At 50.2% G+C, this 23,440-nt stretch carries 22 protein-coding genes and 1 riboswitch; all 22 genes read left to right on the top strand.

Annotated elements, in window-relative coordinates:
- Positions 1-8 precede the first annotated feature (8 nt).
- Entirely contained in the window at positions 9-1,181 is a 1,173-nt protein-coding gene (locus tag I2H74_RS16925) for an exonuclease SbcCD subunit D (protein WP_195575405.1), read from the top strand.
- Positions 1,162-4,254: an AAA family ATPase gene (locus I2H74_RS16920; RefSeq protein ID WP_195575404.1), complete on the top strand. Its 3,093-nt coding sequence runs from the start codon at positions 1,162-1,164 to the stop codon at positions 4,252-4,254. The genes I2H74_RS16925 and I2H74_RS16920 overlap by 20 nt, the downstream gene beginning before the upstream one ends.
- 67 nt (positions 4,255-4,321) lie before the next feature.
- Positions 4,322-5,239 (top strand): alpha/beta hydrolase, encoded by a 918-nt coding sequence (locus I2H74_RS16915; RefSeq protein ID WP_195575403.1) that lies wholly within the window; start codon positions 4,322-4,324, stop codon positions 5,237-5,239.
- A gap of 215 nt (positions 5,240-5,454) precedes the next feature.
- Positions 5,455-5,607, top strand: a riboswitch (adenosylcobalamin (AdoCbl) riboswitch).
- Positions 5,608-6,133: 526 nt separating this feature from the next.
- Positions 6,134-7,276 carry a 1-propanol dehydrogenase PduQ gene (locus I2H74_RS16910; RefSeq protein WP_195575402.1) on the top strand — a complete coding sequence of 381 codons (1,143 nt, stop codon included), beginning with the start codon at positions 6,134-6,136 and terminating at the stop codon, positions 7,274-7,276.
- Between the two features lie 193 nt (positions 7,277-7,469).
- Positions 7,470-7,826, top strand: coding sequence for a BMC domain-containing protein (locus tag I2H74_RS16905; protein ID WP_195575401.1), 357 nt, complete (start codon positions 7,470-7,472; stop codon positions 7,824-7,826).
- A gap of 12 nt (positions 7,827-7,838) precedes the next feature.
- Complete coding sequence (locus I2H74_RS16900; protein ID WP_195575400.1) at positions 7,839-8,270, top strand: EutP/PduV family microcompartment system protein; 432 nt, start codon at positions 7,839-7,841, stop codon at positions 8,268-8,270.
- A 90-nt stretch (positions 8,271-8,360) separates the two neighbouring features.
- Positions 8,361-8,933: an ANTAR domain-containing response regulator gene (locus tag I2H74_RS16895; RefSeq protein WP_195575399.1), complete on the top strand. Its 573-nt coding sequence runs from the start codon at positions 8,361-8,363 to the stop codon at positions 8,931-8,933.
- A complete protein-coding gene (locus I2H74_RS16890; protein ID WP_195575398.1) occupies positions 8,926-10,347 on the top strand; it encodes a sensor histidine kinase in 1,422 nt (473 codons plus the stop codon). Before I2H74_RS16895 ends, I2H74_RS16890 begins: the two co-directional genes overlap by 8 nt.
- Positions 10,348-10,484: 137 nt before the next feature.
- The gene (gene eutA, locus I2H74_RS16885; RefSeq protein ID WP_195575397.1) at positions 10,485-11,915 is read left to right on the top strand and encodes an ethanolamine ammonia-lyase reactivating factor EutA; all 1,431 of its coding nucleotides are present in this window, start codon (positions 10,485-10,487) and stop codon (positions 11,913-11,915) included.
- 42 nt (positions 11,916-11,957) lie between these two features.
- Positions 11,958-13,322, top strand: coding sequence for an ethanolamine ammonia-lyase subunit EutB (locus I2H74_RS16880; RefSeq protein WP_195575396.1), 1,365 nt, complete (start codon positions 11,958-11,960; stop codon positions 13,320-13,322).
- 18 nt (positions 13,323-13,340) lie between these two features.
- Entirely contained in the window at positions 13,341-14,354 is a 1,014-nt protein-coding gene (eutC, locus tag I2H74_RS16875; protein WP_195575395.1) for an ethanolamine ammonia-lyase subunit EutC, read from the top strand.
- A 19-nt stretch (positions 14,355-14,373) separates the two neighbouring features.
- Positions 14,374-15,027, top strand: coding sequence for an ethanolamine utilization microcompartment protein EutL (gene eutL, locus I2H74_RS16870; protein WP_195575394.1), 654 nt, complete (start codon positions 14,374-14,376; stop codon positions 15,025-15,027).
- An 11-nt stretch (positions 15,028-15,038) separates the two neighbouring features.
- A complete protein-coding gene (locus I2H74_RS16865; protein ID WP_195575393.1) occupies positions 15,039-15,752 on the top strand; it encodes a BMC domain-containing protein in 714 nt (237 codons plus the stop codon).
- Positions 15,753-15,786: 34 nt separating this feature from the next.
- A complete protein-coding gene (locus tag I2H74_RS16860) occupies positions 15,787-17,250 on the top strand; it encodes an acetaldehyde dehydrogenase (acetylating) (RefSeq protein ID WP_195575392.1) in 1,464 nt (487 codons plus the stop codon).
- A 105-nt stretch (positions 17,251-17,355) separates the two neighbouring features.
- On the top strand, positions 17,356-17,646 hold the full coding sequence (gene pduA, locus I2H74_RS16855; RefSeq protein ID WP_106766209.1) for a propanediol utilization microcompartment protein PduA: 291 nt from the start codon (positions 17,356-17,358) through the stop codon (positions 17,644-17,646).
- A 136-nt stretch (positions 17,647-17,782) separates the two neighbouring features.
- Positions 17,783-18,601, top strand: a complete 819-nt coding sequence (locus tag I2H74_RS16850) for a cobalamin adenosyltransferase (protein WP_195575391.1) — start codon at positions 17,783-17,785, stop codon at positions 18,599-18,601.
- 10 nt (positions 18,602-18,611) lie between these two features.
- Positions 18,612-19,247, top strand: coding sequence for an ethanolamine utilization phosphate acetyltransferase EutD (eutD, locus tag I2H74_RS16845; RefSeq protein WP_324254093.1), 636 nt, complete (start codon positions 18,612-18,614; stop codon positions 19,245-19,247).
- An 18-nt stretch (positions 19,248-19,265) separates the two neighbouring features.
- Positions 19,266-20,069: an ethanolamine utilization protein gene (locus tag I2H74_RS16840; protein ID WP_195575390.1), complete on the top strand. Its 804-nt coding sequence runs from the start codon at positions 19,266-19,268 to the stop codon at positions 20,067-20,069.
- Positions 20,070-20,085: 16 nt separating this feature from the next.
- Positions 20,086-20,361, top strand: coding sequence for a EutN/CcmL family microcompartment protein (locus I2H74_RS16835; protein WP_195575389.1), 276 nt, complete (start codon positions 20,086-20,088; stop codon positions 20,359-20,361).
- The gene (locus I2H74_RS16830; RefSeq protein ID WP_195575388.1) at positions 20,354-20,899 is read left to right on the top strand and encodes a BMC domain-containing protein; all 546 of its coding nucleotides are present in this window, start codon (positions 20,354-20,356) and stop codon (positions 20,897-20,899) included. Before I2H74_RS16835 ends, I2H74_RS16830 begins: the two co-directional genes overlap by 8 nt.
- A 70-nt stretch (positions 20,900-20,969) precedes the next feature.
- The gene (gene eutH, locus I2H74_RS16825; protein WP_195575387.1) at positions 20,970-22,079 is read left to right on the top strand and encodes an ethanolamine utilization protein EutH; all 1,110 of its coding nucleotides are present in this window, start codon (positions 20,970-20,972) and stop codon (positions 22,077-22,079) included.
- Between the two features lie 411 nt (positions 22,080-22,490).
- Positions 22,491-23,324, top strand: a complete 834-nt coding sequence (locus I2H74_RS16820) for a PIG-L deacetylase family protein (protein ID WP_229106765.1) — start codon at positions 22,491-22,493, stop codon at positions 23,322-23,324.
- The last annotated feature ends 116 nt before the right edge of the window (positions 23,325-23,440 follow it).

Here is a 23,440-nt window from a genome sequence, read left to right as displayed (position 1 = left end):
GAACATCCATGAAAATCTTCCATACAGCCGATTGGCACCTCGGTAAACTGGTACAAGGTGTGTATATGACGGAGGATCAGGAATATGTGCTCGAGCATTTCATCCATGACATCGAGCAGGACCGGCCGGATGTGGTCATCGTTGCAGGGGATTTGTACGATCGCGCCGTGCCTCCGACAGAGGCCGTACAGCTATTGGATCGGATTCTGGTGAAATTAGTTATGGAGATGGGAATCCCCGTTGTAGCGGTAGCAGGCAACCACGACAGCCCGAGCCGATTGGAATTTGGGAGCAGCCTGATGAGGGCAGCAGGGCTGCATATTGCCGGGGAAATGAACGATCCTTGTGAAACGGTCGTGCTGAGCGATGAGCATGGAGAGGTGCACTTCCATCTCGTGCCGTATGCCGAGCCGGGGAAGGTGCGTCATGTGCTGCAGGATGAGGAGATTCGAACGCATGATGACGCGATGCGCAAGATTACGGAGCAAATTCGAAGCAGCATGAATCCACAGGCAAGGCATGTGCTGGTTGGACATGCCTTCGTAACGCCAACAGGCGAGCCTGAGCGCAATACGAGCGATTCCGAGCGGCCGCTGTCTATCGGTGGAGCGGAGCATGTGAGCGCTAAGCACTTTACAGGCTTTCATTATACGGCGCTTGGTCATCTTCATCAGGCTCATCATGTTGCAAATGAGACGATTCGTTATGCGGGCTCGCCGCTCAAATACTCCATTTCAGAAGAGAATCATCGAAAAGGCTATCTTGTTGTTGAGCTTGATGCTGAAGGCAAGGCGACCGTTGAGAAAAGGGAGCTGAAACCGCGCCGTGATATGAGAAGAGTGGAGGGGTATATCGCAGATATCGAGCGGCAGGAGATCAATGAAGACTATGTATTTGTGCGCTTGCTGGATGAAGCAGCTGTGCTGTCGCCAATGGAGCGTATTCGCACGGTGTACCCGAACGCGATGCATGTGGAGCGGAAGCTGTCAGTCATTGAGAATCACGGAGAAGAGAAGACGAACGAAAGTCGTGCGAAAATGGACGATTTATCTCTCTTCCGCGCCTTTTATAAAGAAGTTCGGGGCAAAGATTTGTCTGAAGATACAGAGCAGCTGTTCATGAAGGTGCTGCATGATATTAACGCGAAGGAGGGAGAGCGACTTGAGACCGCTAAAGCTTAAAATGATAGCCTTCGGGCCGTATAAGGACGAGGAGACGATTGACTTTACGGAGCTTAAAGAGAATCGCCTCTTCGTGGTGTCCGGGCAGACGGGAGCGGGCAAGACCTCGATCTTCGATGCGATCAGCTTTGCTTTGTACGGAGAAGCGAGCGGCGAGGATCGCAATGACAGCAGGCTGCTGCGAAGCCATTTTGCGGATGATCAGGTGCATACGTCCGTTGATTTTGAGTTTGAGCTAAAAGGGCGCGCATACCGCGTATTCCGGCAGATCCCGCACGTGAAGGCAGGCAACAAGGTGGCAACAGGAGAGCGATATGAGCTGTATGAGCTGGTGGACGGCAAAGAAGTACCGCTTACCGATCGTTTTATTGTGACGCAAGTAAACGATAAGATACGTGACTTGATCGGACTGACCAAAGAGCAGTTCAGTCAGATCGTGATGCTGCCTCAAGGCGAATTCCGCAAGCTTCTAACCTCAGAGACGGAGAACAAAGAGGAGATTCTGCGGCGTCTATTCAAGACAGGGCTTTATAAATATGTGGCAGATGCCTTAAATGAGCAGCGAAAGGAGAAGCAGCAAGCCTGCTCCAAGCTGTTCGACATCCGCACCTATCAGCTTCATCAGGTTCGGGATGAGCTTGGCGCTCGCGTAGGCTCTCTGCTCCAAGAGGTATTCGCGCAAGAGCAGTACAACGCCTATCAGGTGATGGGGGCGCTGGTGAAGGAACTCGAGTATACGGATCAGCTGCTTCATCGGGAGCAGGAGCTTCGGGAGCAGGAACTGACGAAGCTTCAGCAGATTACAACGGCTTACCACGAGGCAAGGAACTTAAACGAGCAGTTTGATCAGTTGGAGCAGCATAAGGCAGAAGCCGCAAGGCTTCTTGCCGAGCATCCTGTGATGGAGGAGCAGACGGAGCTGCTCGCCCAAGCCGAGAAGGCGGTCACGATTCAAGTGCACGAGGAGCATGTCGAGAAGCAGGTGCAAGAGCTGCTGCGAAAGCGCGAGCAGTGGAACGCTGCGCAGCATGAGCATGAGCTCGCGAATACAACCCTGCAAGCCGCTGATCAGCAGTACAAGCAGGAGGAGGCCTTGCAGGGACGACGCGATCAGGCGCTCAAGGATCATGATCGCCTCCACGGCTATGTTCCGCTCGTGAAGGAGCTCGCCGCGAAAGAGCAGCAGGTGGAGAAGCTGCGGCGGGAGGCATCGGCACGGCTAAGCAGCCAGGAGGCGTTGACCGCCAAGCTTCAGGCGCATGAAGAGAACCGCCTGAAGTTTGCTCAGAATGTTCGCGAGCTGGAAGGAAGCGTTGCCGGGCTCCCTGCGAAGACGGAGCGACTCAGCTTGCTTCGCCAGCAGGCGCAAAGCATGAAGCATTACTTGCGGCTGCAGGAGGAGCGCACGGCGTTGATGGCACAGGAGGAGAAGCTGCGAGCGGCTTATCAGAAGCTCGAGCGGGAGCTTGTGCATTTCGAGGAGCAATGGATCGAGGGACAAGCCGGCCTGCTCGCGAGCCATCTTCATGATGGGGAGGCTTGTCCTGTATGCGGCAGCAGCGAGCATCCGAAGAAGGCGAAGCTGCAAGATGAGCTTCCAACGAAGGAAGCACTCGACCACATGCGCAAGCAGAAGTCGGCAGCGGAGAAGGCTCATCTTGAGCTTGTAGCCGAGCTGCGCACGAATGCAGCGCAGCAAAAGGAGCGAGAAGCCGAGCTGCTCGAATATGGCTTCGAGCTGGAACATTGCGCGGAGCGCTTCGTCCAGCTTGTTGCTGAAGGCAAGCAGCTGAACGAGGAAGAAGCGAAGCTGAAGCAGTTGGCGGCAAGCTTGGCGCCGCTGAAGGAGGAGCTTGCAGGGCTTGAGCGCGAATGCGAGGAGCTCCGCAAGCAGAAGGAGCTTGCGAGTGCCGCGCTGCTGGAGACAAAGGAAGCCTTTGCTGCGGCAAAAGCTGGCTATGATCAAGCTGTGGCGACGGTGCCGGAGGAGCTTCGAGGGCTTGAACGGCTGGAGCAGGAGCTTCGGGCGTCTGAGCAGCTAAAGGCGAAGCTTGAGGCAGCTTGGAAGCAAGCGCAGGAGGAATACCGCAAGGCAAATGAACGGATGATTGAAGCGTCTGCGAGCCTTCGCAGCACGGAGACGCAGGCGAAAGAAGCTGAGCAGCTGCTCGCGCAGGCACAGGAGCGTTATCTTGAGGCGCTGCGTGAGGGTGGATTTGGCACAGAGGAAGCCTATCGAAGCGCCAAGCTGTCTGTATCTGAGCGCGAACAGTTGAAAGCGAGAATCGAGCAGTATCGCACGGCCTGTGCGGCGGTCGAGAAGCGCGTGGAAGAGCTGACGCAAAGGCTCCAGGGCAAGGAAAGACAAGAGCTCAGCCAGCTGTTCCTGCAATTAGAAGAGCAGGAGCGCATCGTGGAAAAGCAGCGGGAAACGAGCCTTGAAGCGGAAGGCAGATACAAGAAGGGATGCAAGCTTCAGGCCGAGCTTGAGCGAATCGAGCAGGAGTGGCAGCAGGCCGAGCATGAATATGCGCAGGTCAAGGATCTATACGATGTCGTGCGGGGCGAGAATGAGAAGAAGATCTCCTTTGAACGCTATCTTCAGATTGAATTCCTGGAGCAGATTATTCATGCTGCGAACCAGCGGCTGCATAAGATGTCCGGCGGCCAATTCTATTTGGTGCGAAGCGACCGCATGGAGAAGCGGGGACGCCAGAGCGGGCTTGGCTTTGATGTTTATGACAATTACACGGGACAGTTCCGTGATGTGAAGACCTTGTCCGGCGGGGAGAAATTCAACGCGTCGTTATGTCTTGCGCTCGGGATGGCGGATGTCATTCAGGCCTATGAGGGCGGCATCTCCTTAGAAACGATGTTTATCGATGAAGGCTTTGGCTCATTGGATGAAGAGTCGCTCAATAAGGCCATCGATACGCTGATTGATCTTCAGCAAACGGGCCGTATGATCGGCGTCATTTCCCACGTGCAGGAACTGAAGGCGGCCATTCCTGCGGTGCTTGAGGTGAAGAAGACGAAGGAAGGCTACAGCTATACACGTTTCCATGTGAGTTAACGAGGGTAGAATTGAGATTGTAAATGACATACAGATATTCTGTGGAATCTTCAGGGAGTGAGTGAACATGGCGCATGTACACAGATTAGAGCCGGGTATCCGTCGACTGGTCGAGGATTTTATCGAGAGTGGATGTCCATCAGCAAGAAAGCAGAGTATCGAAGAGCGCAGGCAAGGCTATTTGAATACCATTGACTTAGCGGGTGAAGCAGTCCCCGTAAGAGAAATTTTTGAACAAACCATTAAAGGCATACGTCTTCGCCTGTACAAGCCATCGGAACAGACGAACCTCCCTGTTATGATCTATTATCACGGAGGCTGCTTTGTCAGCGGCGACTTTGACACGCACGATCGTCAGCTGCGCCAGTTGGCGAATCTGGGCAACGCGTTAATCATTGCTGTTGATTATCGCCTGGCGCCAGAATACGTATATCCGGCTGCTCATGACGATGCTTTCAAGGCGGCTAACCTTATCCGTGAATATGCTCTGTCTTGGGGAGGGGACCCTGGCCAGATCACGATCGCGGGCGACAGCGCAGGCGGACATCTTGCCATGGTCACTTGTCTGCGGCTGAAGGAGCAGGGAGATTGGCTGCCTAAGCGACAGATTCTCATCTATCCCATGCTAGATGCATCAGGTGCAAGCAGCAGCTACGTTACCAACGGTGATGATTATGTTGTTACTCGGGATACGTTATTAAGCGGGTATGAGGCTTATTTATCGGATCTGCCTGTGGATCATCCTGAGGCGAGTCCCTTGTGCCGCGATGACTTGGAAGGGCTGCCCGAAACCCACATTATTACGGCAGAGTTTGATCCTCTTGTGGATGAGGGGGAGACGCTGTATCGCCGTTTGTTGGAGGCAGGGGTTGAGGCGCAGTGCAGAAGATATCTAGGTGTAAACCATGGCTTCTTCCAGCTTGCCGGAATCAGCCATGCAGGCAAAAAAGCGGTTCAGGATGTTGCCTCTATTCTCTCTCATTAAAGGCTGTCACAAAACGTTCTTATGATCATTTTCAGCTTGCATGCGAGTTGCCGAAGCTAAGGTAAGCCTAAGAGTGACAGGAATCAAAGGCTCATTTTAGCGTCTGACTGAGTAAGGGAGCAAGGTGTGGTTTCATGTTGACAAATGAGAGAATCATATTGCGTCAGGCTTCATTTGTGCTATAATGATGTCGAATGGACGACCATTCAAGCAATAAACAACAGAAGAAGTTATAGGTAATGGAAGTTTGGTGCAATTCCAACACGGTCCCGCCACTGTGATAGATCGCTCCCGCGATCTTAAGTCAGGTCTTTTGCCTAGTAACTTTGCTGGATCAGCCGCTTCGAGGCGAAAGTGGCTGGTTTTTAAGTCTAGTGGATTGCTTTGCGCCTCACTAGGCTTTTTTTTATTGTCAGAATGGCAGCCGACAAGGATGTCGGCATGGCCAGGTGCTCGCCGCCGAACTCATACGACGACGTATCATGCATGCAAGTAGGGAAGCTCTTCGATGCTGAAGATCAAGGTGCACAGTGACGTGTACATCCCTTCTTTTAATCCAATCGAATGCATAAGTTCCGTCTTAGATGGAATCAACTTTCGTTATTGGTGACGGAATCCACCATTATACTTGATCGCTCATCTTGGATTGGTCTCGATAGAGGTTTTCATAAGATGCGGTTGACGTGCATCGGGAGTGCGGTGTACAGTAGAGTGGACAATTACATTCAATCAAGTGCACAATGGCGTGCACTATCGATATGAAGCAAAGAGGCTTTTTAAGGGAATCGTTCTTACGTTTCCTTTGGAAGGCCTCTTTTTTGTTTTCACCCGGTTGTCCTCACATGGACAATCGATTGTTCAACATATCTATATTATCCTTTGGAGGTGTCTTACATGGACAAACTATCCATCAAAACTGATCTCTATATGGGACAGGGTGCCATGGATCGTCTCACAGAATGGAAGAACAAAAGGATTTTTATTGTAACCGACCCGTTTATGGTAAAGTCGGGCATGATCAATCTCGTATTTGATCGACTGCATGAGAGCAACGAACAGTATATTTTCAGCAACATCGTGCCTGACCCTCCCGTCGAAGTCGTGACAGAAGGGGTGCAAGCACTGGCATCCTTCCAGGCTGACATGATCTTGGCAATCGGAGGCGGCTCTGCTATTGATGCAGCGAAGGCGATGAAGCTGTTCGCTGGCAAATTGCTCGATCAATCAGACCTGCCATTCATTGCGATTCCAACCACAAGCGGAACAGGCTCTGAAGTAACTTCCTTCTCTGTCATTAGCGACAAACAGAAAAACATCAAGTATCCGCTCGTTTCGGATGAAATGCTGCCGCAGGAAGCCATTTTGGATCCTGAGCTTGTGAAGAGCGTACCTGACTTCATTACGGCTGATACGGGGATGGACGTATTGACGCATGCCATCGAAGCTTATGTCTCTACGAAGGCCAATGATATTTCCGACGCGCTGGCAGAGAAGGCGATCAAGATGGTCTTTGCTTATTTGCCAAGAGCCTATAAGAATGGCAACGATCTAGAAGCACGGGAGAAGATGCATAATGCCTCCTGCCTAGCTGGATTGGCATTCAACATTACGTCCCTTGGACTTAATCATGGGATCGCGCATGTGGCAGGAGCAAAGTTCAAGATCGCACACGGCCGCATGAATGCACTGCTCTTGCCTTATGTTATTGCCTTCAACGCAGACTACAAGCCTGGCTACGGCAAGGATGGTTGCAATGCGACCGCGGCAAGATATGCGGAGATTGCGAAGAGTCTTGGACTGACAGCTCCTAATGCGAAGAGCGGAGTAAGAAGCCTTATACAAGCGATCAAGCAGCTTCAGAAGGAGCTGAATATGCCGAAGACGCTCAAGGAGTGCGGCGTAGAGCTTGCCCTGCTGGAAGAAATGAGATCTTCCATTGCCGAAGGCGCACTGCTTGACGGCTGTACTGCGACGAATCCTCGCGTTCCGACAGCAGGCGATGTTGCTGAAATTTTGAACAAAATGTTTCAATCATAAGGGTTGATTCGATTTTCCATGTTATGCTGTTGACAACGTTTGCAGGTTAAAATATAGTAAAGGTAACACAACGGCGTGTTGCATACGAATAAAGCGATGAGGCTTCTTAAATTTTCCATGCGAATCTTTAAGGGGTCTTTATGTTTTTTTATGGCTATTTATCGTGTTTTTCACATGAGAGTGGGATGATAACTTGGAACAACAAAACGAAAAACAACGTGTCATACAGGAGTATGTACCTGGTAAACAGGTCACGCTGGCTCACATTATTGCAAATCCAAATCCAGATATTTACAAGAAGCTTGGCTTGGGAAGCGATGCACGGGATGCCATCGGAGTGATGACCATTACGCCAAGCGAAGCCTCAATCATTGCTGCGGATATCGCGACGAAAGCGGCAGGCGTTCAGATCGGCTTTGTCGATCGGTTCAGCGGCTCGCTCGTGATTACGGGGGATGTATCCTCTGTAGAATCCGCGATCAGTGAAGTGCTGCTTGGTTTGCAAAATATTCTCGGCTTCTCTGCTGCTGCGAACATTACACGAACGTAGGAGATAGAAGCGATGAAAACAATCATTCTAGCCGGGAGCACCGGATCAGGCAAAACCACGCTCTGTCAGAAGCTGCATGGACAAGAGATTGCTTATAAGAAGACGCAAGCGATCGAAAGCTTCGAGCATTCCATTGACACGCCTGGAGAATGCATCGAGAATCGATATTTGTACAAGATGCTGCTCGTATCCAGTGTAGATGCTGACGTAATCGGGTTAGTGCAAGATTGCACAAAGGAAGACAGCTTCTTCCCGCCCGCCTTTGCTACGATGTTCGCGAAGCCCGTTATCGGGATCGTAACGAAGATCGAGCTCGCAGAGGGACAAGCAGCAGTGGAGCGTGCGAGAGAACAGCTGCAGGCGGCAGGTGCAGAGCGAATATTTGAAGTCTCAACGATAGAAAATGTGGGAGTGGAGGCGCTCCAAGCTTACTTGGAGACGTAACGCGATAATCCCGAGACGGCCTAACCATCAAGCTGTGAAGCTTCCCAAACGATACAAGCAAATAACGGCAAACAATGAGGTGCATGACACATGAATGGAAAAATTGTAATAGTCGACGATGAACCTATTACAAGAATGGATATTCGTGAGATGCTGGAGGAAGCGAACTACAATGTAGTAGGCGAAGCTTCCGATGGTTTTGAAGCCATCGAATGTTGTAAAAAGCATCTGCCTGACCTTGTCATCATGGATGTGCAAATGCCTATTCTTGATGGACTGAAAGCAGGTAAACGAATCATTTCAGAACAGCTCGCGGGAGGCATTATTCTGTTAACCGCCTTCAGCGACAAACAAACGGTTGAAAAAGCAACCTCAGTCGGTGCGCTTGGTTATTTGGTGAAGCCGCTTGACGAAAAGTCGTTCATTCCTATGGTGGAAGTAACGATCGCCAAAGGCAGGGAAATCCGCAAGCTTGAGCAGAATCTATCGAAGATGACACAGAAGATGGAAGAGCGTAAAGCAGTGGAGAAAGCGAAAGGCATACTGATGAAAGAGAATGGCTACACCGAAGAGGAAGCCTATCAGACCTTGCGCAAATTAAGCATGGATCGTCGATGTCCAATGATTGAGATCGCGACGACGATTGTGATCTCCTATGATTGATTATAAAAAGCAAATTGAGGAGCTTTGTCTCCTTCATACCGGATTAAGCGAGCAGGATATCGAGAGAATCGTCGAGTTGGCGGAGTCCTTTCAGCAATCCGAGGTGCAAGATGACGTATTTATCGATGTGCTGTCGAGCGTCTCTGATGAGGCGATCGTTGTGTACCATCGTCGTCCAAGCAAGCAGGAGTCGCTGTATAAGCGGCCCGTTGCAGGAGAACGAGCACTTCGAGAGAATGAGCCAGGCGTCCTAAGAACACTTGAGACAGGGATCATGACGCAGGGGCTTATCGCGAACACGCAGGAGAATCATCTCGTCAGACAGACCGTGTATCCGATCAAAAATGAAGCTGGCGTTATAGCCGTCGTGATCTATGAAAAAAACGTGAGCGACAATATTCAAGCCCACTTCAATATGATGGGAACGCAGTGCGAGGACAGCGAGATGTCCTCGATGCTGACGGCGATGCTTCGGTTCAAAGACTCGATCATCAATCAGCTCGAGGATGCGGTGCTGGTATTTGATAAGCATGGCTTCCTGAAGCTTAAAAATAAGCAAGCGGATGTTTACTATAAGCAGCTTGGCTACCTAGAAGACATCGAAGGGCTGCATTATGATAATTTGTCGCTTGATCAGACGACCTTTTCTGATGTCATTAAGCAGCATACGCTCTCTCCGTGCTATCCGTCCACGACGGACGTGAAGGCAGCGGAGCGATACTATCAAGTGAAGCGGCTGTTTATCTCAGAAGAGGACTTGTCCGTGGGCGTCATTCTCCATGATGTCACCGAGATCAAGAAGAAGGAAGCGGAGATCGTATCCAAGTCCGTTGCGATCCGCGAGATTCACCATCGGGTGAAAAACAACTTGCAGACCGTTGCTTCGCTCCTGCGCATTCAAGCGCGGCAATGCGAAAGTCCTGAGGCCAAGAAGAGCCTGAATGACAGCGTGAGCAGGGTGCTTGCGATTGCCGCAACCCATGAATTGCTCTCGACCGAGATTGACGCGCAAGTGGATTTGATGGATGTTATTCGACTGATCGCTTCGAATATTAGTCGTTGCTTTGTTCACGATTCCGTGCAGATGGACATCAACTCAACTGAGAGCATTTGTCTCGATAGCGACCGTACGGTGGCCATCGCGCTGATTGTGAGCGAGCTGATTCACAACAGCTATGAGCATGCTTTTGATGATGCGGCCCAAGGCCACATCACCATTAAAGCAACGCTGAAAGACGAACTGGTTACGGTTGTTGTTGCAGACAATGGAGCAGGCTTCTCTGTTGAAGAGGCCTCGCAAAAGAGCCTGGGCTTGTCGATTGTTCGCAGCTATGTGAAGGACAAGCTGATGGGCAAGCTTAATATCGTGTCCAATCAAGACGGTACAACCGTTACGTTTACGTTCAAAAAATAAATATTCCGGCTACAAGGATGTAGTCCCGTAAGCAATGAGGCTTAAAGTAGACCATTTCGGGTGAACCCGAAGGGTTATTACTTTAAGCCTTTTTGCGTCAATAGGGACTTGAACTCAAGCGATAGGGGATGAGAAAAGTGAACGAGCAATTGCTGAGTGTTGGCATAGATATGGGAACCTCGACGACGCAATTGGTGCTGTCGAAGCTCTACATTCAAAACCTAGCCTCCTCTTTCTCGGTGCCGCGCTTAGTCATTACGGACAAGGAAGTCGTATACCGAAGCGATATCTGCTTCACGCCTGTGCTGCCAGACAATCGGATCGATATGCAGCAGATTCAGAAGTTTGTCGAGGAGCAGTATGTGAAGGCAGGGATCTCGAAGGACGACATACAGACCGGAGCGGTTATTATCACAGGCGAAACAGCAAGAAAGGAAAATGCCAATGAGGCGGTGTTGTCGCTTAGCGGCTTTGCCGGAGACTTTGTTGTTGCGACAGCAGGACCGGATCTCGAGAGCATCATTGCCGCAAAAGGGGCAGGAGCGCATACGTACTCGAAGGATCATTCCACTTCCATCGTCAATATCGATATCGGTGGCGGAACGAGCAACCTAGCGCTATTTCACCATGGAGAGCTTATTGATACGGGATGTTTGGATATAGGTGGACGTTTGATCAAGGTGGACCAGCAATCCCATGAGATCACCTATATTGCACCAAAGATCAGACAACTGGCAGAGCGAAGAGGAATCGAGCTTGTGCTTGGGCAGCGGGTAACACCGGAAACGCTCAAGCCGATTATCGGAGAAATGGTCAAGCTGCTTGAGGAAAGCGTCGGACTTCGTCCACTGGGTGACTTTTACGACACGATCGTCACGAATAAGGGCTTGAAGCTGGAACAAACGATTCCATGCATCTCATTTTCTGGCGGGGTTGCGGATTACATTTACCAAGAAGCCGAAGGAGATGTATTCCAATACGGAGATATCGGCATCTTGCTGGGACGGGCGATTGCAGAGTCGCCACTTGTGAAGCAGATGACCGTAGCGCGTTCTGCAGAAACGATCCGAGCGACCGTGGTTGGCGCGGGCTCTCATACAACGGAAATAAGCGGAAGCACGATTACGTATACGGAAGAGAGCTTCCCGATTAAGAACATTCCGATTCTAAAGCTTGCATCTGTTGATGAGGCGGGCGACAGCAGCCAGCTTGCTCAAGCCATTACCGACAAGCTCAGCTGGTTCAAGCTGAACAATGATTTGCAGCGGGTTGCGATCGCGATTGAAGGCAAGAACAGTCCAAGCTTCGCGGAAGTTCAAAAGTATGCCCAAGGGCTGTATCAAGGCATGTCAGAGCTAATAGAGCGAGAATATCCGCTCATTGTGATCGTCCATCACGATATGGCGAAGGTGCTGGGGCAGACGCTGTACGCTCTGCTTGATTACAAGAAGGATGTTGTTTGTATCGACAGTGTTCAAGTGGACAATGGAGATTACATCGATATCGGTAAGCCGATTGCTGAAGGCAAGGTGCTGCCAGTCGTGATCAAGACGCTTGTATTTCACTAATTTATATATAGATCAGCCTAGAGGTTGGAAGGAGGAGCTTTTGTGATTCTAAAAACGAAATTGTTTGGCCGAGTCTACCAGTTTAATTCCCTCATGGAAGTCATGGCAAAAGCAAACGAAGAAAAATCAGGGGATATGCTAGCTGGACTCGCAGCTACTTCATCCGAAGAGCGTGTGGCAGCAAAGGTTGTGCTGGCTCAGATTACGCTAGAGGATTTGCGCAATAACCCAGCGGTTCCTTATGAAGTCGATGAGGTTACGCGAATCATTCAAGACCAGGTTAACGAGCGCATTTATAGCGAGATCAAGAATTGGACGGTTGAAGAGCTTCGGGAGTGGATCTTGAACGAAAACACAACAGAAGCAGACATCAAGCGCGTATCCCGCGGACTAACCGCTGAGATGGTAGCTGCGGTTGCGAAGATTATGTCCAACCTTGACTTGATGTATGGGGCAAAGAAGATCCGTATTACAGCGACTGCGAATACTACAATTGGCCGTTCAGGCACGCTGTCGGCACGGCTTCAGCCGAACCATCCGACTGATGATCCGGATGGCATCATGGCCTCTCTCATGGAAGGCTTGACCTTTGGGATCGGAGATGCTGTGCTTGGCCTTAACCCGGTAGATGATTCGGTAGAAAGTGTAACGCGCGTCTTGAAGCGCTTCGAGGAATTCCGCCAGAAGTGGGAGATCCCTACCCAAACTTGCGTACTCGCTCACGTTACAACCCAAATGGAAGCCGTGAAGCGCGGAGCGCCAACAGGCCTCATCTTCCAATCGATCGCAGGTTCTGAGAAGGGCAATGCGGCCTTTGGCTTCAATGCCGCTACGATCGAGGAAGCCCAGCAGCTTGTTCTGCAGCATGGACAAGTAGCCGGTCCTGACGTGATGTATTTTGAGACAGGCCAAGGCTCGGAGCTATCTTCCGAAGCACATCATGGGATTGACCAAGTCACGATGGAAGCTCGCTGCTATGGCTTTGCTAAGAAATACAATCCGTTCCTTGTGAATACAGTGGTTGGCTTTATTGGCCCTGAGTATCTCTACGATGCGAAGCAGGTTATCCGCGCAGGCCTCGAGGATCACTTCATGGGTAAGCTGACCGGTATTTCGATGGGCTGCGATGCTTGCTATACGAACCATATGAAGGCTGATCAGAATGACCTTGAGAACTTGGCTGTTCTGTTGTCCGCAGCAGGCTGCAACTTCTTCATGGGTATCCCGCACGGCGATGATGTCATGCTGAACTACCAAACAACAGGTTATCACGAAACAGCGACTCTTCGCGAGCTGCTTGGATTGCGTCCGATCCGCGAGTTTGAACAGTGGATGGAGAAGATGGGCTTTATCGAGAATGGCAAGCTGACTAAAAAAGCAGGGGACGCATCAGTGTTTCTCAAGTAAGGGAAGGAGGAAGCTCGTATGAATGAAAAAGATCTAAAATCGATGATTGAATCGATTCTAAATGAGATGGTTGGTACGCCAGCATCTGAATCAGCAGGGGCAACAACTGGGGCTCCATCCGCAAGCGCTGCAGCAGCAGAAGTGGAAACAAAGCAGACTGCGGTCGAGAAAAGGCCTGCGGCAGAAGCGTTTATCGCTCATGCTCAGCATGCAGCAGCGTCGACAACGGCAGAGGGTATTCATGCAACGGAAGCATCCGATGATGAAGGCGAATGCCTTGATGATATCACGGAGATCGACCTTCGCAAGCAGCTGCTTGTGCCAGAGCCTGCGGATCGCGAAGGCTACTTGAAAATGAAGGAAAAGACTCCGGCTCGCCTTGGCGTATGGCGTGCTGGCCCACGATACATGACGATTACGTCGCTTCGATTCCGTGCTGACCATGCGGCAGCGCAGGATGCGGTGTTCTCCTACGTATCAGAGGATTTCGTTAAGGAAATGAATCTTGTTCCAATCGAAACGATGTGCCGGGACAAGGATGAATACATTACTCGCCCGGACTTGGGACGCCAATTCTCCCAAGACACGGTTGAATTCATTAAGCAGCATACCGTGAAGCAGGCGAAGGTCCAAATCATGGTCGGAGACGGACTGAGCTCCGCTGCGATCGAGGCGAATCTTCGCGATATCATCCCTGCGATTACGCAAGGTCTTAAAATGTATGGCATTGAGGTTGGCGAGATTCTGTTCGTTAAGCACTGCCGTGTTCCATCGATGGATGTTATCGGGGATGTGACAGGCTCAGATGTCATCTGCCTGTTGGTCGGCGAGCGTCCAGGACTCGTTACGGCGGAGTCGATGAGTGCTTATATTGCTTACAAGCCAACGGTAGGAATGCCGGAAGCGAAGCGCACCGTGATTTCCAACATCCATTCTGGAGGAACACCAGCTGTAGAAGCTGGCGCTCATATCGCTGAATTGATCAAGACTATGATTGATCGCAAGGCGTCTGGTATTGATTTGAAACTATAAGGATCACAAGGAGGCACGTATGAGAAACGAACCGATTCATGCACAAGTGCTCGGCATGAAGCTCATTTCCAACGTAAGCCTGGATATGGCTAATAAGCTGGAGCTTAAGCCGCACCATAAAAGCTTGGGGATCATTACGGCAGATATTGATGATGTGACCTATGCTGCGCTTGATGAAGCAACGAAATCAGCTGTGGTAGACGTTGTCTATGCGAAAAGCATGTATGCTGGCTCTGCCAATGCATCCACAAAGCTGGCAGGCGAGGTCATCGGCATTCTAGCCGGACCTACCCCTGAGGAAGTGCGCAGCGGCTTGAACGCTGTCGTTGACTTCATTGAGAACGGCGCGCACTTTGTAAGCGCCAATGAGGATAACAGCATTACGTATTTTGCGCATTGCGTATCCCGCACAGGCACGTATTTGTCCGAGACGGCCAATATTCAAGAAGGCGAGGCTCTTGCCTATCTGATTGCACCGCCGCTTGAAGCGATGTATGCCCTTGATGCCGCTCTCAAGGCTGCGGATGTTACAATCGCCACCTTCTTCGGTCCGCCGTCCGAGACGAACTTCGGCGGTGCGCTGCTAACGGGCAGTCAATCGGCCTGCAAGGCTGCTTGTGACGCCTTCGCTGATGCTGTCCAGTTCGTAGCGGATAACCCGACGAGTTATTAAGGTAGCCGCTTATGAGACATCAAGCATTAGGATTAGTGGAGGTAAGAGGCTATCTTGGCGCTGTTGCCGTCGCAGATGCTGCCTTGAAGGCGGCTGCCGTCACCTGTATCGGAGTCGAAGTGATCAAGGGCGGACTTGTTACCGTTAAGCTTGGCGGTGACGTTGGCGCTGTACAAGCGGCAGTAGATGCAGGAGCCGAGCAGGCAGTGCAGCTGGACGTGCTCGTTGCGCGCCATGTCATTGCACGACTCCATGAGGAGACAGCCGCCTTGGTAGCAGGCAAGGAAGAGGCGCAGCCAGAAGCCGAGCAGACGAAAAAGGCAGAGATGCCTCAAGCAGAATCTAAGGCAGAGCTGAAGGCGGATGAGAAGGAAGAAGCAAAGCTAGAGGCTGCGATTGAGGCGAAGGCTCATGATAAGAACGAAAGCATGGCTGAAGATAAAGCTGAAGGCAAGGCCATACTCGAATCCACGGCGAAATCGCCAGCTTCTTCGGAAGTAAGCAGCAATCAAGCGGTGGAAACGAAGATGCCTGCAGATGCTGCAAAGTCCGCAATGGATGCGATGCAGCGAGTTGCCAAAGAGGCGGCAAAGCTTGTCGAAGAGGCACGGAAAGCAGATCAGGAAGCGAAAGCAGCAAAGGATGAAGGCAGCAAGCCTCGTGTGAAACCGCCGAAGGCGCCATCTTCAGCAAAGAAACGCAGCAAAGGCACAAAGAAAGCTTAGCTTGAAAATAACGAAGTAGAGAGAAGGAATATTGATGGAAGCATTGGATAAAGACCTAAGATCCATTCAAGAAGTCCGCGACCTGATTAAAAAGGCGAAGGAAGCGCAAGCGAAGCTCGCTGTTATGACACAAGAGCAAATTGACGCTATCGTCAAAGCAGTCGCTGATGCGGGCTATGCGAATCGCGAGAAGCTCGCAAAGATGGCCAATGAGGAAACGGGCTTTGGCCGCTGGCAGGACAAGATCATCAAGAATGCCTTTGCCTCGAAGCAAGTATATGAATCGATCAAGGACATGAAGACGGTCGGCATCCTTAAGGACGATAAAGCACATAAAGTGATGGAGGTCGGTGTTCCTGTTGGAGTCATTGCCGGTTTGATTCCGTCCACCAACCCAACTTCGACTGTCATCTACAAAGCGCTGATTGCGCTTAAGGCTGGGAACAGCATTGTGTTCTCTCCGCATCCAAACGCGCTGAAGTGCATATTGGAAACGGTGAAAGTCATTAGTGAAGCAGCCGTTCAAGCAGGATGCCCTGAGGGCGCAATCAGCGTCATGACGGTACCAACGATCCAAGGTACAGATCAATTGATGAAGCATAATGATGTAGCTCTTATTCTTGCAACGGGTGGAACCGCGATGGTTAAAGCGGCTTATTCTTCCGGCACGCCAGCAATTGGCGTAGGCCCAGGCAATGGCCCAGCCTTCATCGAGAAGAGCGCGAACATTCCGCTTGCGGTGAAGCGCATCATGGACTCCAAGACGTTCGATAACGGCACGATCTGTGCTTCTGAGCAGTCCGTCGTCGTGGAAGCATGCAGCAAGGAAGCGGTCGTTTCTGAATTCAAAAAGCAGGGCGCGTACTTCTTAACAAAAGAGCAATCCGCTCAGCTAGGCAAATTCATTATGCGTGCCAATGGCACAATGAACCCGCAAATCGTCGGCCGCAGCGTGGAGCATATCGCGAAGCTTGCGAACCTCGATATTCCAGCTGGCACTCGCGTGCTGATTGCGGAAGAGACAAAAGTTGGACCGAAGGTTCCATATTCTCGCGAGAAGCTTGCGCCAATTCTCGCCTTCTATACCGAAGACAGCTGGGAAGCGGCATGCGAGCGCTGCATCGAAATCCTAAATGGCGAGGGCGCTGGGCATACGATGGTCATTCACTCTGAGAATGAAGAAATCGTGCGCCAGTTCGCACTTAAGAAGCCAGTATCCCGCTTGCTTGTGAATACGCCGGGTACCCTTGGCGGCATCGGCGCAACTACAGCCATTGCACCAGCTCTAACGCTTGGATGCGGCGCAGTAGGCGGAAGCTCCACTTCCGATAATATCGGTCCATTCAACCTGCTGAATATTCGCAGAGTTGCTTATGGTCTCAGAGAAATGGAAGATTTGGCAGAGCCAACAGAAGCGGCACAAGCATCAAGCATCAATATTGGGGACAAAGAGGAACTGATCAATATGATCGTTGCTCGTATCCTTGAAAAAATGTAAGTGAGCAATCATCGCTAACTAATCATTCTTTCAACTAATCTAGCAATTTTTTATTACTAACGGGTATTATCCAAAATTCACATATAACTTAGGAGGAATTATATCATGGCAAACGCAAACGCATTGGGAATGGTAGAAACAAAAGGTTTGGTAGGAGCAATCGAAGCAGCAGACGCAATGGTGAAAGCAGCTAACGTTACTTTGATCGGTAAAGAGCAAATCGGTGCAGGTCTCGTAACCGTAATGGTTCGCGGCGACGTAGGTGCAGTTAAGGCAGCTACAGATGCAGGCGCAGCAGCAGCAGAACGTGTTGGCGAATTGTTGTCCGTTCATGTAATCCCAAGACCACACACTGAAGTAGACGCAATCTTGCCTAAAACAAAGATCGCTGAATAATAGCGGTTTCCGAACAAGCCTAACGATCAGGAGAGAGGCAGGGTGAGGGCGGTTATCCCGCCCCCTTCTCTCTGACTGTTGTCAATGCCCCACCCGAAAGCGGACGTATCGGACGCGTGCAAAAGGATGTGAGAATATGGCTTTGATTACGGAAAGTGATCTGCGCAAGCACTTTCGCAATCAGAATCTGAAAGAGGTTGCGGTTTATGAGGTAGCAGAAGGCACGATATTGACGCCATCGGCCAAAAGCTTTTTGACCGATCATCAGATCGAGCTTCGTTATGTGCACGCTGCAGATTTAATAGCTTCAACGACAGAGAGCGGGACACCGGAGCTTAAGCCGAAGGAAGTCAAGCTTCAAATCACAAGAAATCTGGACGTGGAGAAGCCGTCCAAAGGGATTAAAAGATTTCATACGCTGTATGGCGGTTTTTTGGAAACGAAGCCTGAGCATATGACGCATTTGTATGGAAACACGCTTGTATTTAAAGATCATCCTCGGATCATCTTCCGGGGCAAGCTGGATTCACTAGAATCAAAACTGATGGAAGCACAAATGTGCTGCTTCAAGCTGAACATGACCAAGCTGGTCGAGGACTTGGAAGAAATCCTGCAATTTGTACGACGGATCGTACGCTGTGAAGTACTTAATGAAAGCATTGAAGATTTTCATTTGCTAGGGCTTACGCCAAAGGAATTGCGAGCACAGTCTCATTTTCCTAAGAAATACTTTGGATTGGAACATTTTCAACCCAGCTATGATATGGGCGAAGCGGTTGTTGCTATAAATGCGTTACGCACGTTGACGAGGGAAGCGGAGCTGTTGGCTTATCAAGCCTTTAAGAAGGAGCATGGAGAAGCGGATCGTGGAGATATTATTCTGTCATTGAACCGATTGTCTTCCTTGTTCTGGATTATCATGTTCCGAATCCGTGCTGGACAGTACAACTCATGAGGTGAGCATGGTGGATAATCAATTGGTTGAAAGCATTGTGAATGAAGTAGTAAAGCGTGTGCAGGAAGAAGCCTTGATTGAAATTGAGGCATCCGGCAAGCACGTGCATTTGAACCGCGAAGCGATTGATGCCTTGTTTGGCGAAGGCTATCAATTGACGAAGGCGAAGGATCTCTCCCAGCCGGGGCAATTCGCTTGCAAGGAGCGCGTGACGCTGATCGGGCCGAAGGGAGCCTTGCATAACGTCGTGGTGCTTGGGCCAGAGCGCAAGGAGTCGCAGGTGGAAGTGTCGCAAACCGATGCGGTGGTACTGGGTATTCCCGTACCTGTTCGGGAGAGCGGCAAGCTGGAAGGCACGCCAGGCATCGTGATTGCTGCTGGAAGCAAGATGATTCGATTGGAACGCGGCTTAATCGCAGCTCAGCGCCATATTCACGTTAAGGCAGAGGATGCGGCAAAGTATAAGGTGGAGAACGGCGAGATCGTTCAAGTGAAAGTGTTCGGCAAGCGCCCGCTCATTTTTGACGATGTGCTCGTTCGGGTTAGCCCTAATTTCGAGACCTACATGCATATCGACTATGACGAAGCGAATGCTTGCGGCTTTACGAAAGGGACGAAAGGCAAGATTATGAAGAAGGGCAACTAGGGTTAGGAGTGTGAAAAAATGAACACAGAAGCTCTAGACCGGGCGGCAATCGTCGATGCCGTCACGAAAGAGGTAATGAGAAGGCTGGCGGCTGCGTCAACAGCAGAATCCTCTGTGCGAACAGCAGATATGAAGCAAGCCGTGATCCTCGCTACAGAGCCTGTACCTGCTGTTGAGCAAGTGCTGGCTCCTCATTACCAAGTCCGGTATTACGAGGAAGCATTAAGAGATTGCGATGTGCTCATTATTCCCAAGGTGTGCATTCAGCTCTTAGCCAATCTTGCGAATGCAATCAGCGCTGGACCACGCGAGCGGTTTGTCATGACGATGCTGCTCAAGGGAAAATCGGTAATTGCACTGGAAGAAGGACTGCAATACCGAAAGTACAAGGCGTCAGCGCCTGTCCTGCTTTACAAGCAGTATGATGGCTATGTCGACAAACTGATGAGCTATGGCGTTCGGATGATGAAGGAATCAGAGCTTCAATTTGGCAGCCTTGATCAAGCTGTATCTTCTGAGGCCTTGGCTCACGGGAAGCTGACAGGACCAGCAGCAGTGGATGCAGAGGGGCAGGCTTCAGAGGCTATGAGCTTCAGCCAATCGACACAACAGGAATGCTCTAATGATCGCTGTTCCTTGTCAACCCCTAATGATGGGAATCGGGATCTAGAAGTGTGGACTCGCAAGGTGTTGACCGAAGCCGAGCTGAAGAAGCTGGTGCTCCAGCGCAAGAAAGAAATTGTGATTGATCGTCATTGCATCATTACGCCGCTTGCTCAGGACTATTTGCGCATGCAGCGGATGCACGTACACAGAAGATAACTGGCGGGGTGAAGCTATGATCGTAGGACAAGTGATGGGAAGCCTATGGGCGACTCGTAAGGACAACAAGCTGAATGGTCTGACCTTTCTGGTCGTGAAGCCGATCTCGTATACGGACAAGCCTACTGAGCGTGATTGCTTTGTTGCCGCAGACAACGCGGGCGCAGGGATCGGAGATACGGTTCTCGTAACGACAGGAAGCGCTGCCCGGACATCCATAGCGACACCTGACGCGCCTGTTGATGCCGTGATTGTAGGCATTGTGGACTCTATAGAGGTCGCCCATGAGTAGTGCGATCGGTGTTGTGGAGCTGCGCAGCATAAGCAAGGGATACGAGACTGCAGATCGAATGCTGAAGACCTCACCTGTTGAGGTACATCATCTGAAGCCGATATGTCCAGGCAAGTTCCTTATTATTATGAGCGGCGACACGGCAGATGTGCTGGAAGCGATGGATACCGCTAAGGCAGAAGCGCAGGAATACCGAATCAGTGATTATGTGCTGAATGGCGTTCATCCTGACATCATTGGAGGATTGAAGAAGCGATATTCGCCTCAATCTGTGGATGCAGTAGGCATCGTGGAGACTTCGACAGTATCCTCCGGCATATTTGCATTGAATGAAGCCTTGAAGCAGTGCGACATTTATGTCAAAAGAATGAATCTCGGGATGGCGATTGGAGGCAAGTTCTTCGCCGTATTTACGGGAAGCGTAAGCGACGTCGAGCAAGGAATGAAGGTATTCGTATCCGCTATGGATCCTAAGCGAATGATCCATCATACCGTGCTGCGTTCCCCTACGGATGAAATAAAGCAACATTTCAAATAGCCCGCTTTAGCTCGCTAATGCTGTGCTTTTGATTACAATCGAATATAGGAAAGAATGGAGGAGCACGTTCGTGGAGATTAACGAAATCATCATTTACGGCATGGTTATTTTCATGATTCTTGGGGCCATCGACAAGTGCATTGGGTACAAATTCGGTTTGGGTCATCAATTTGATGAGGGGATCATGGCCATGGGCTCGCTTACGCTGGCAATGGTGGGGATCATCTCATTGTCTCCGGTACTAGCGAAGCTGCTTAGCCCAATTGTCGTTCCGCTATACAGTGCGCTGGGAGCGGATCCTGCTATGTTTGCAACGACACTCCTTGCCAATGATATGGGTGGATACTCGCTTGCGATGGAGCTGGCAAAGACGCCTGAGGCGGGCTTGTTCGCAGGGACAATTCTAGGAGCAATGCTTGGACCGACGATTGTATTTATCATTCCCGTTGCACTTGGCATTATCAAGAAGGAAGATCATAAATACTTGGCCACAGGAGTATTGGCCGGTATTGTCACGATTCCGATCGGCTGCTTGATTGGCGGCTTGGTTGCTGGTTATTCTCTAACGATGATCTTGTCTAACCTAGTGCCAATTCTGCTATTTGCTGTACTGATCGTGCTTGGCTTGTGGAGATTCCCGCAAGGCATGATCAAGGGCTTTACCATCTTCGGCAAGTTTATCGTGATTGTCGCAACCTTAGGTCTTGCTGCAGGCATTACGCAGCAGCTTACCGATATCACGATCATTCCTGGCCTTGCGCCGATTCATGAAGGTATTGAGATTGTTGGCGACATCTCCATTGTATTAGCAGGAGCTTTTGCGATGGTATTTGTTATTACCAAGTTGTTCAATAAGCCGCTAATGAAGCTAGGCAAGCTGCTTGGCATGAATGAGGTTGCTGCGGCAGGCATGGTGGCTACACTTGCAAACGTTATCCCGATGTTTGGCATGATGAAGGATATGGATGCAAGAGGCAAGGTGATCAACGTTGCCTTCGCTGTATCTGCAGCCTTTGTATTTGGCGACCATCTTGGGTTTACGGCTGGGGTAGCGAAGGAAATGATCTTCCCGATGATTGTCGGCAAGCTTGTAGGCGGAATTACCGCTATCTTTGTCGCCATTTATCTGGCAAAGAAAATGGCTCCAGAGCCTAATGAACAGCCGTCTGAATCGGCATAATCAATCTTCACTTTATTTTTCTAATACAACTACGCAAGTTACGCAATTGTGAAACTCTCTAACTCCTATTAGGGTTCTATTTTCTATATTATGTTGATTGCTGCTTTCGGATAGATTCCGAGAGCAGCTTTTTTTATTTCGTGCGCTGTCTGATGAACAGACTGAGTTCGATAGAACGGAATGATCTCCAATAGAATGGATCTCAATGAAATGATAGATTGAGCCTCCTCACATTAAGGGAAATGGCATGAACGGCGTTATTTTATCAGCTATAAAGAGAAAATATTTCTATTAAAATATGGTAAATTATATCAGATATGGTATAGTTAATTTAAAGCGTTTTCAGTAAGGAGGGAGAGCTTTTATCGAACCCCATCAAGAGGTATAACATTATAAGTTGGAGGGAATGACATGATCCATCAGGAACTTTCTATTTTAGTAATTGGTGCCCATCCGGACGAGCCTGATATCTATGCGGGAGGAATTGCGGCATGGTTTGCAGAGCAGGGGGCTAGGGTGCAGTTTCTGACGCTAACAGATGGTCGCTGCGGACATTACAAGGAAAGTGGAGCTGCATTAATTGAACGCAGACGTCATGAGGCAGAGATTGCGAGACAACAGCTTGGGATTGAAGCTTATACGGTGCTTGATACGCCGGATGGAGAGCTGCTTCCGAGCATTGAGGTTCGTCAAGAGGTGATTCGCAATATTTGTCGTGCAAAAGCAGATATCGTCATTACGTTCCACCCTGAAGGCTGCGCTCATGCTGATAATCGTTATACAGGAGTGGTTGTAAGAGACGCGGCGTCCTTTATAGCACGAACACCGAATGCAGTCCCAGAAGTGCCTACTTTGCCGCAATCGCCAGTATTCTTGCTTATGCCTGATTACTCGATGAAGCCGACCTATCGTGCAGATGTAGCGATCGATATCGGGTCTGTACTGGGGAAGAAGCTGCAAGCATGGCATGCTCACGCTTCTCAGTTCTATGAATTTGCTCCATGGCAGATGGGGATTCTGAATCAGGTTCCAGATGAAGTTGAGGGGAGAATGGAGTTTTTACGTCAGTACTGGGGAAGCTACATACACGTTTCGGAGGAAATGAAGCCCGCCCTTAAGAAATTCTACGGCGAAGAGAAAGCATCGCAGATCCGCTATGCCGAATGCTTCGAGATCGCAAACTACGGCAGAAGACCAAGCGATGAGGAATGGCGGGAATGGCTGGGTATATCATTGAATAAATAATTAAAAATTTTTCGCTATAGATTATCATGAGGGCAAACGAAAAATACGGTCATCATAAGGTATAAGTGACATCCTCCATAAGTTATAAGAAAAGGAGACGCGGGCAGCCAGAGTAA

It is taken from the genome of Paenibacillus sp. 1001270B_150601_E10, assembly GCF_015558675.1.
Lineage (GTDB): Bacteria > Bacillota > Bacilli > Paenibacillales > Paenibacillaceae > Paenibacillus_B.
The sequence above is the reverse complement of the archived record's forward strand: the minus strand, read 5'-3'. Positions and strand labels throughout refer to the sequence as shown.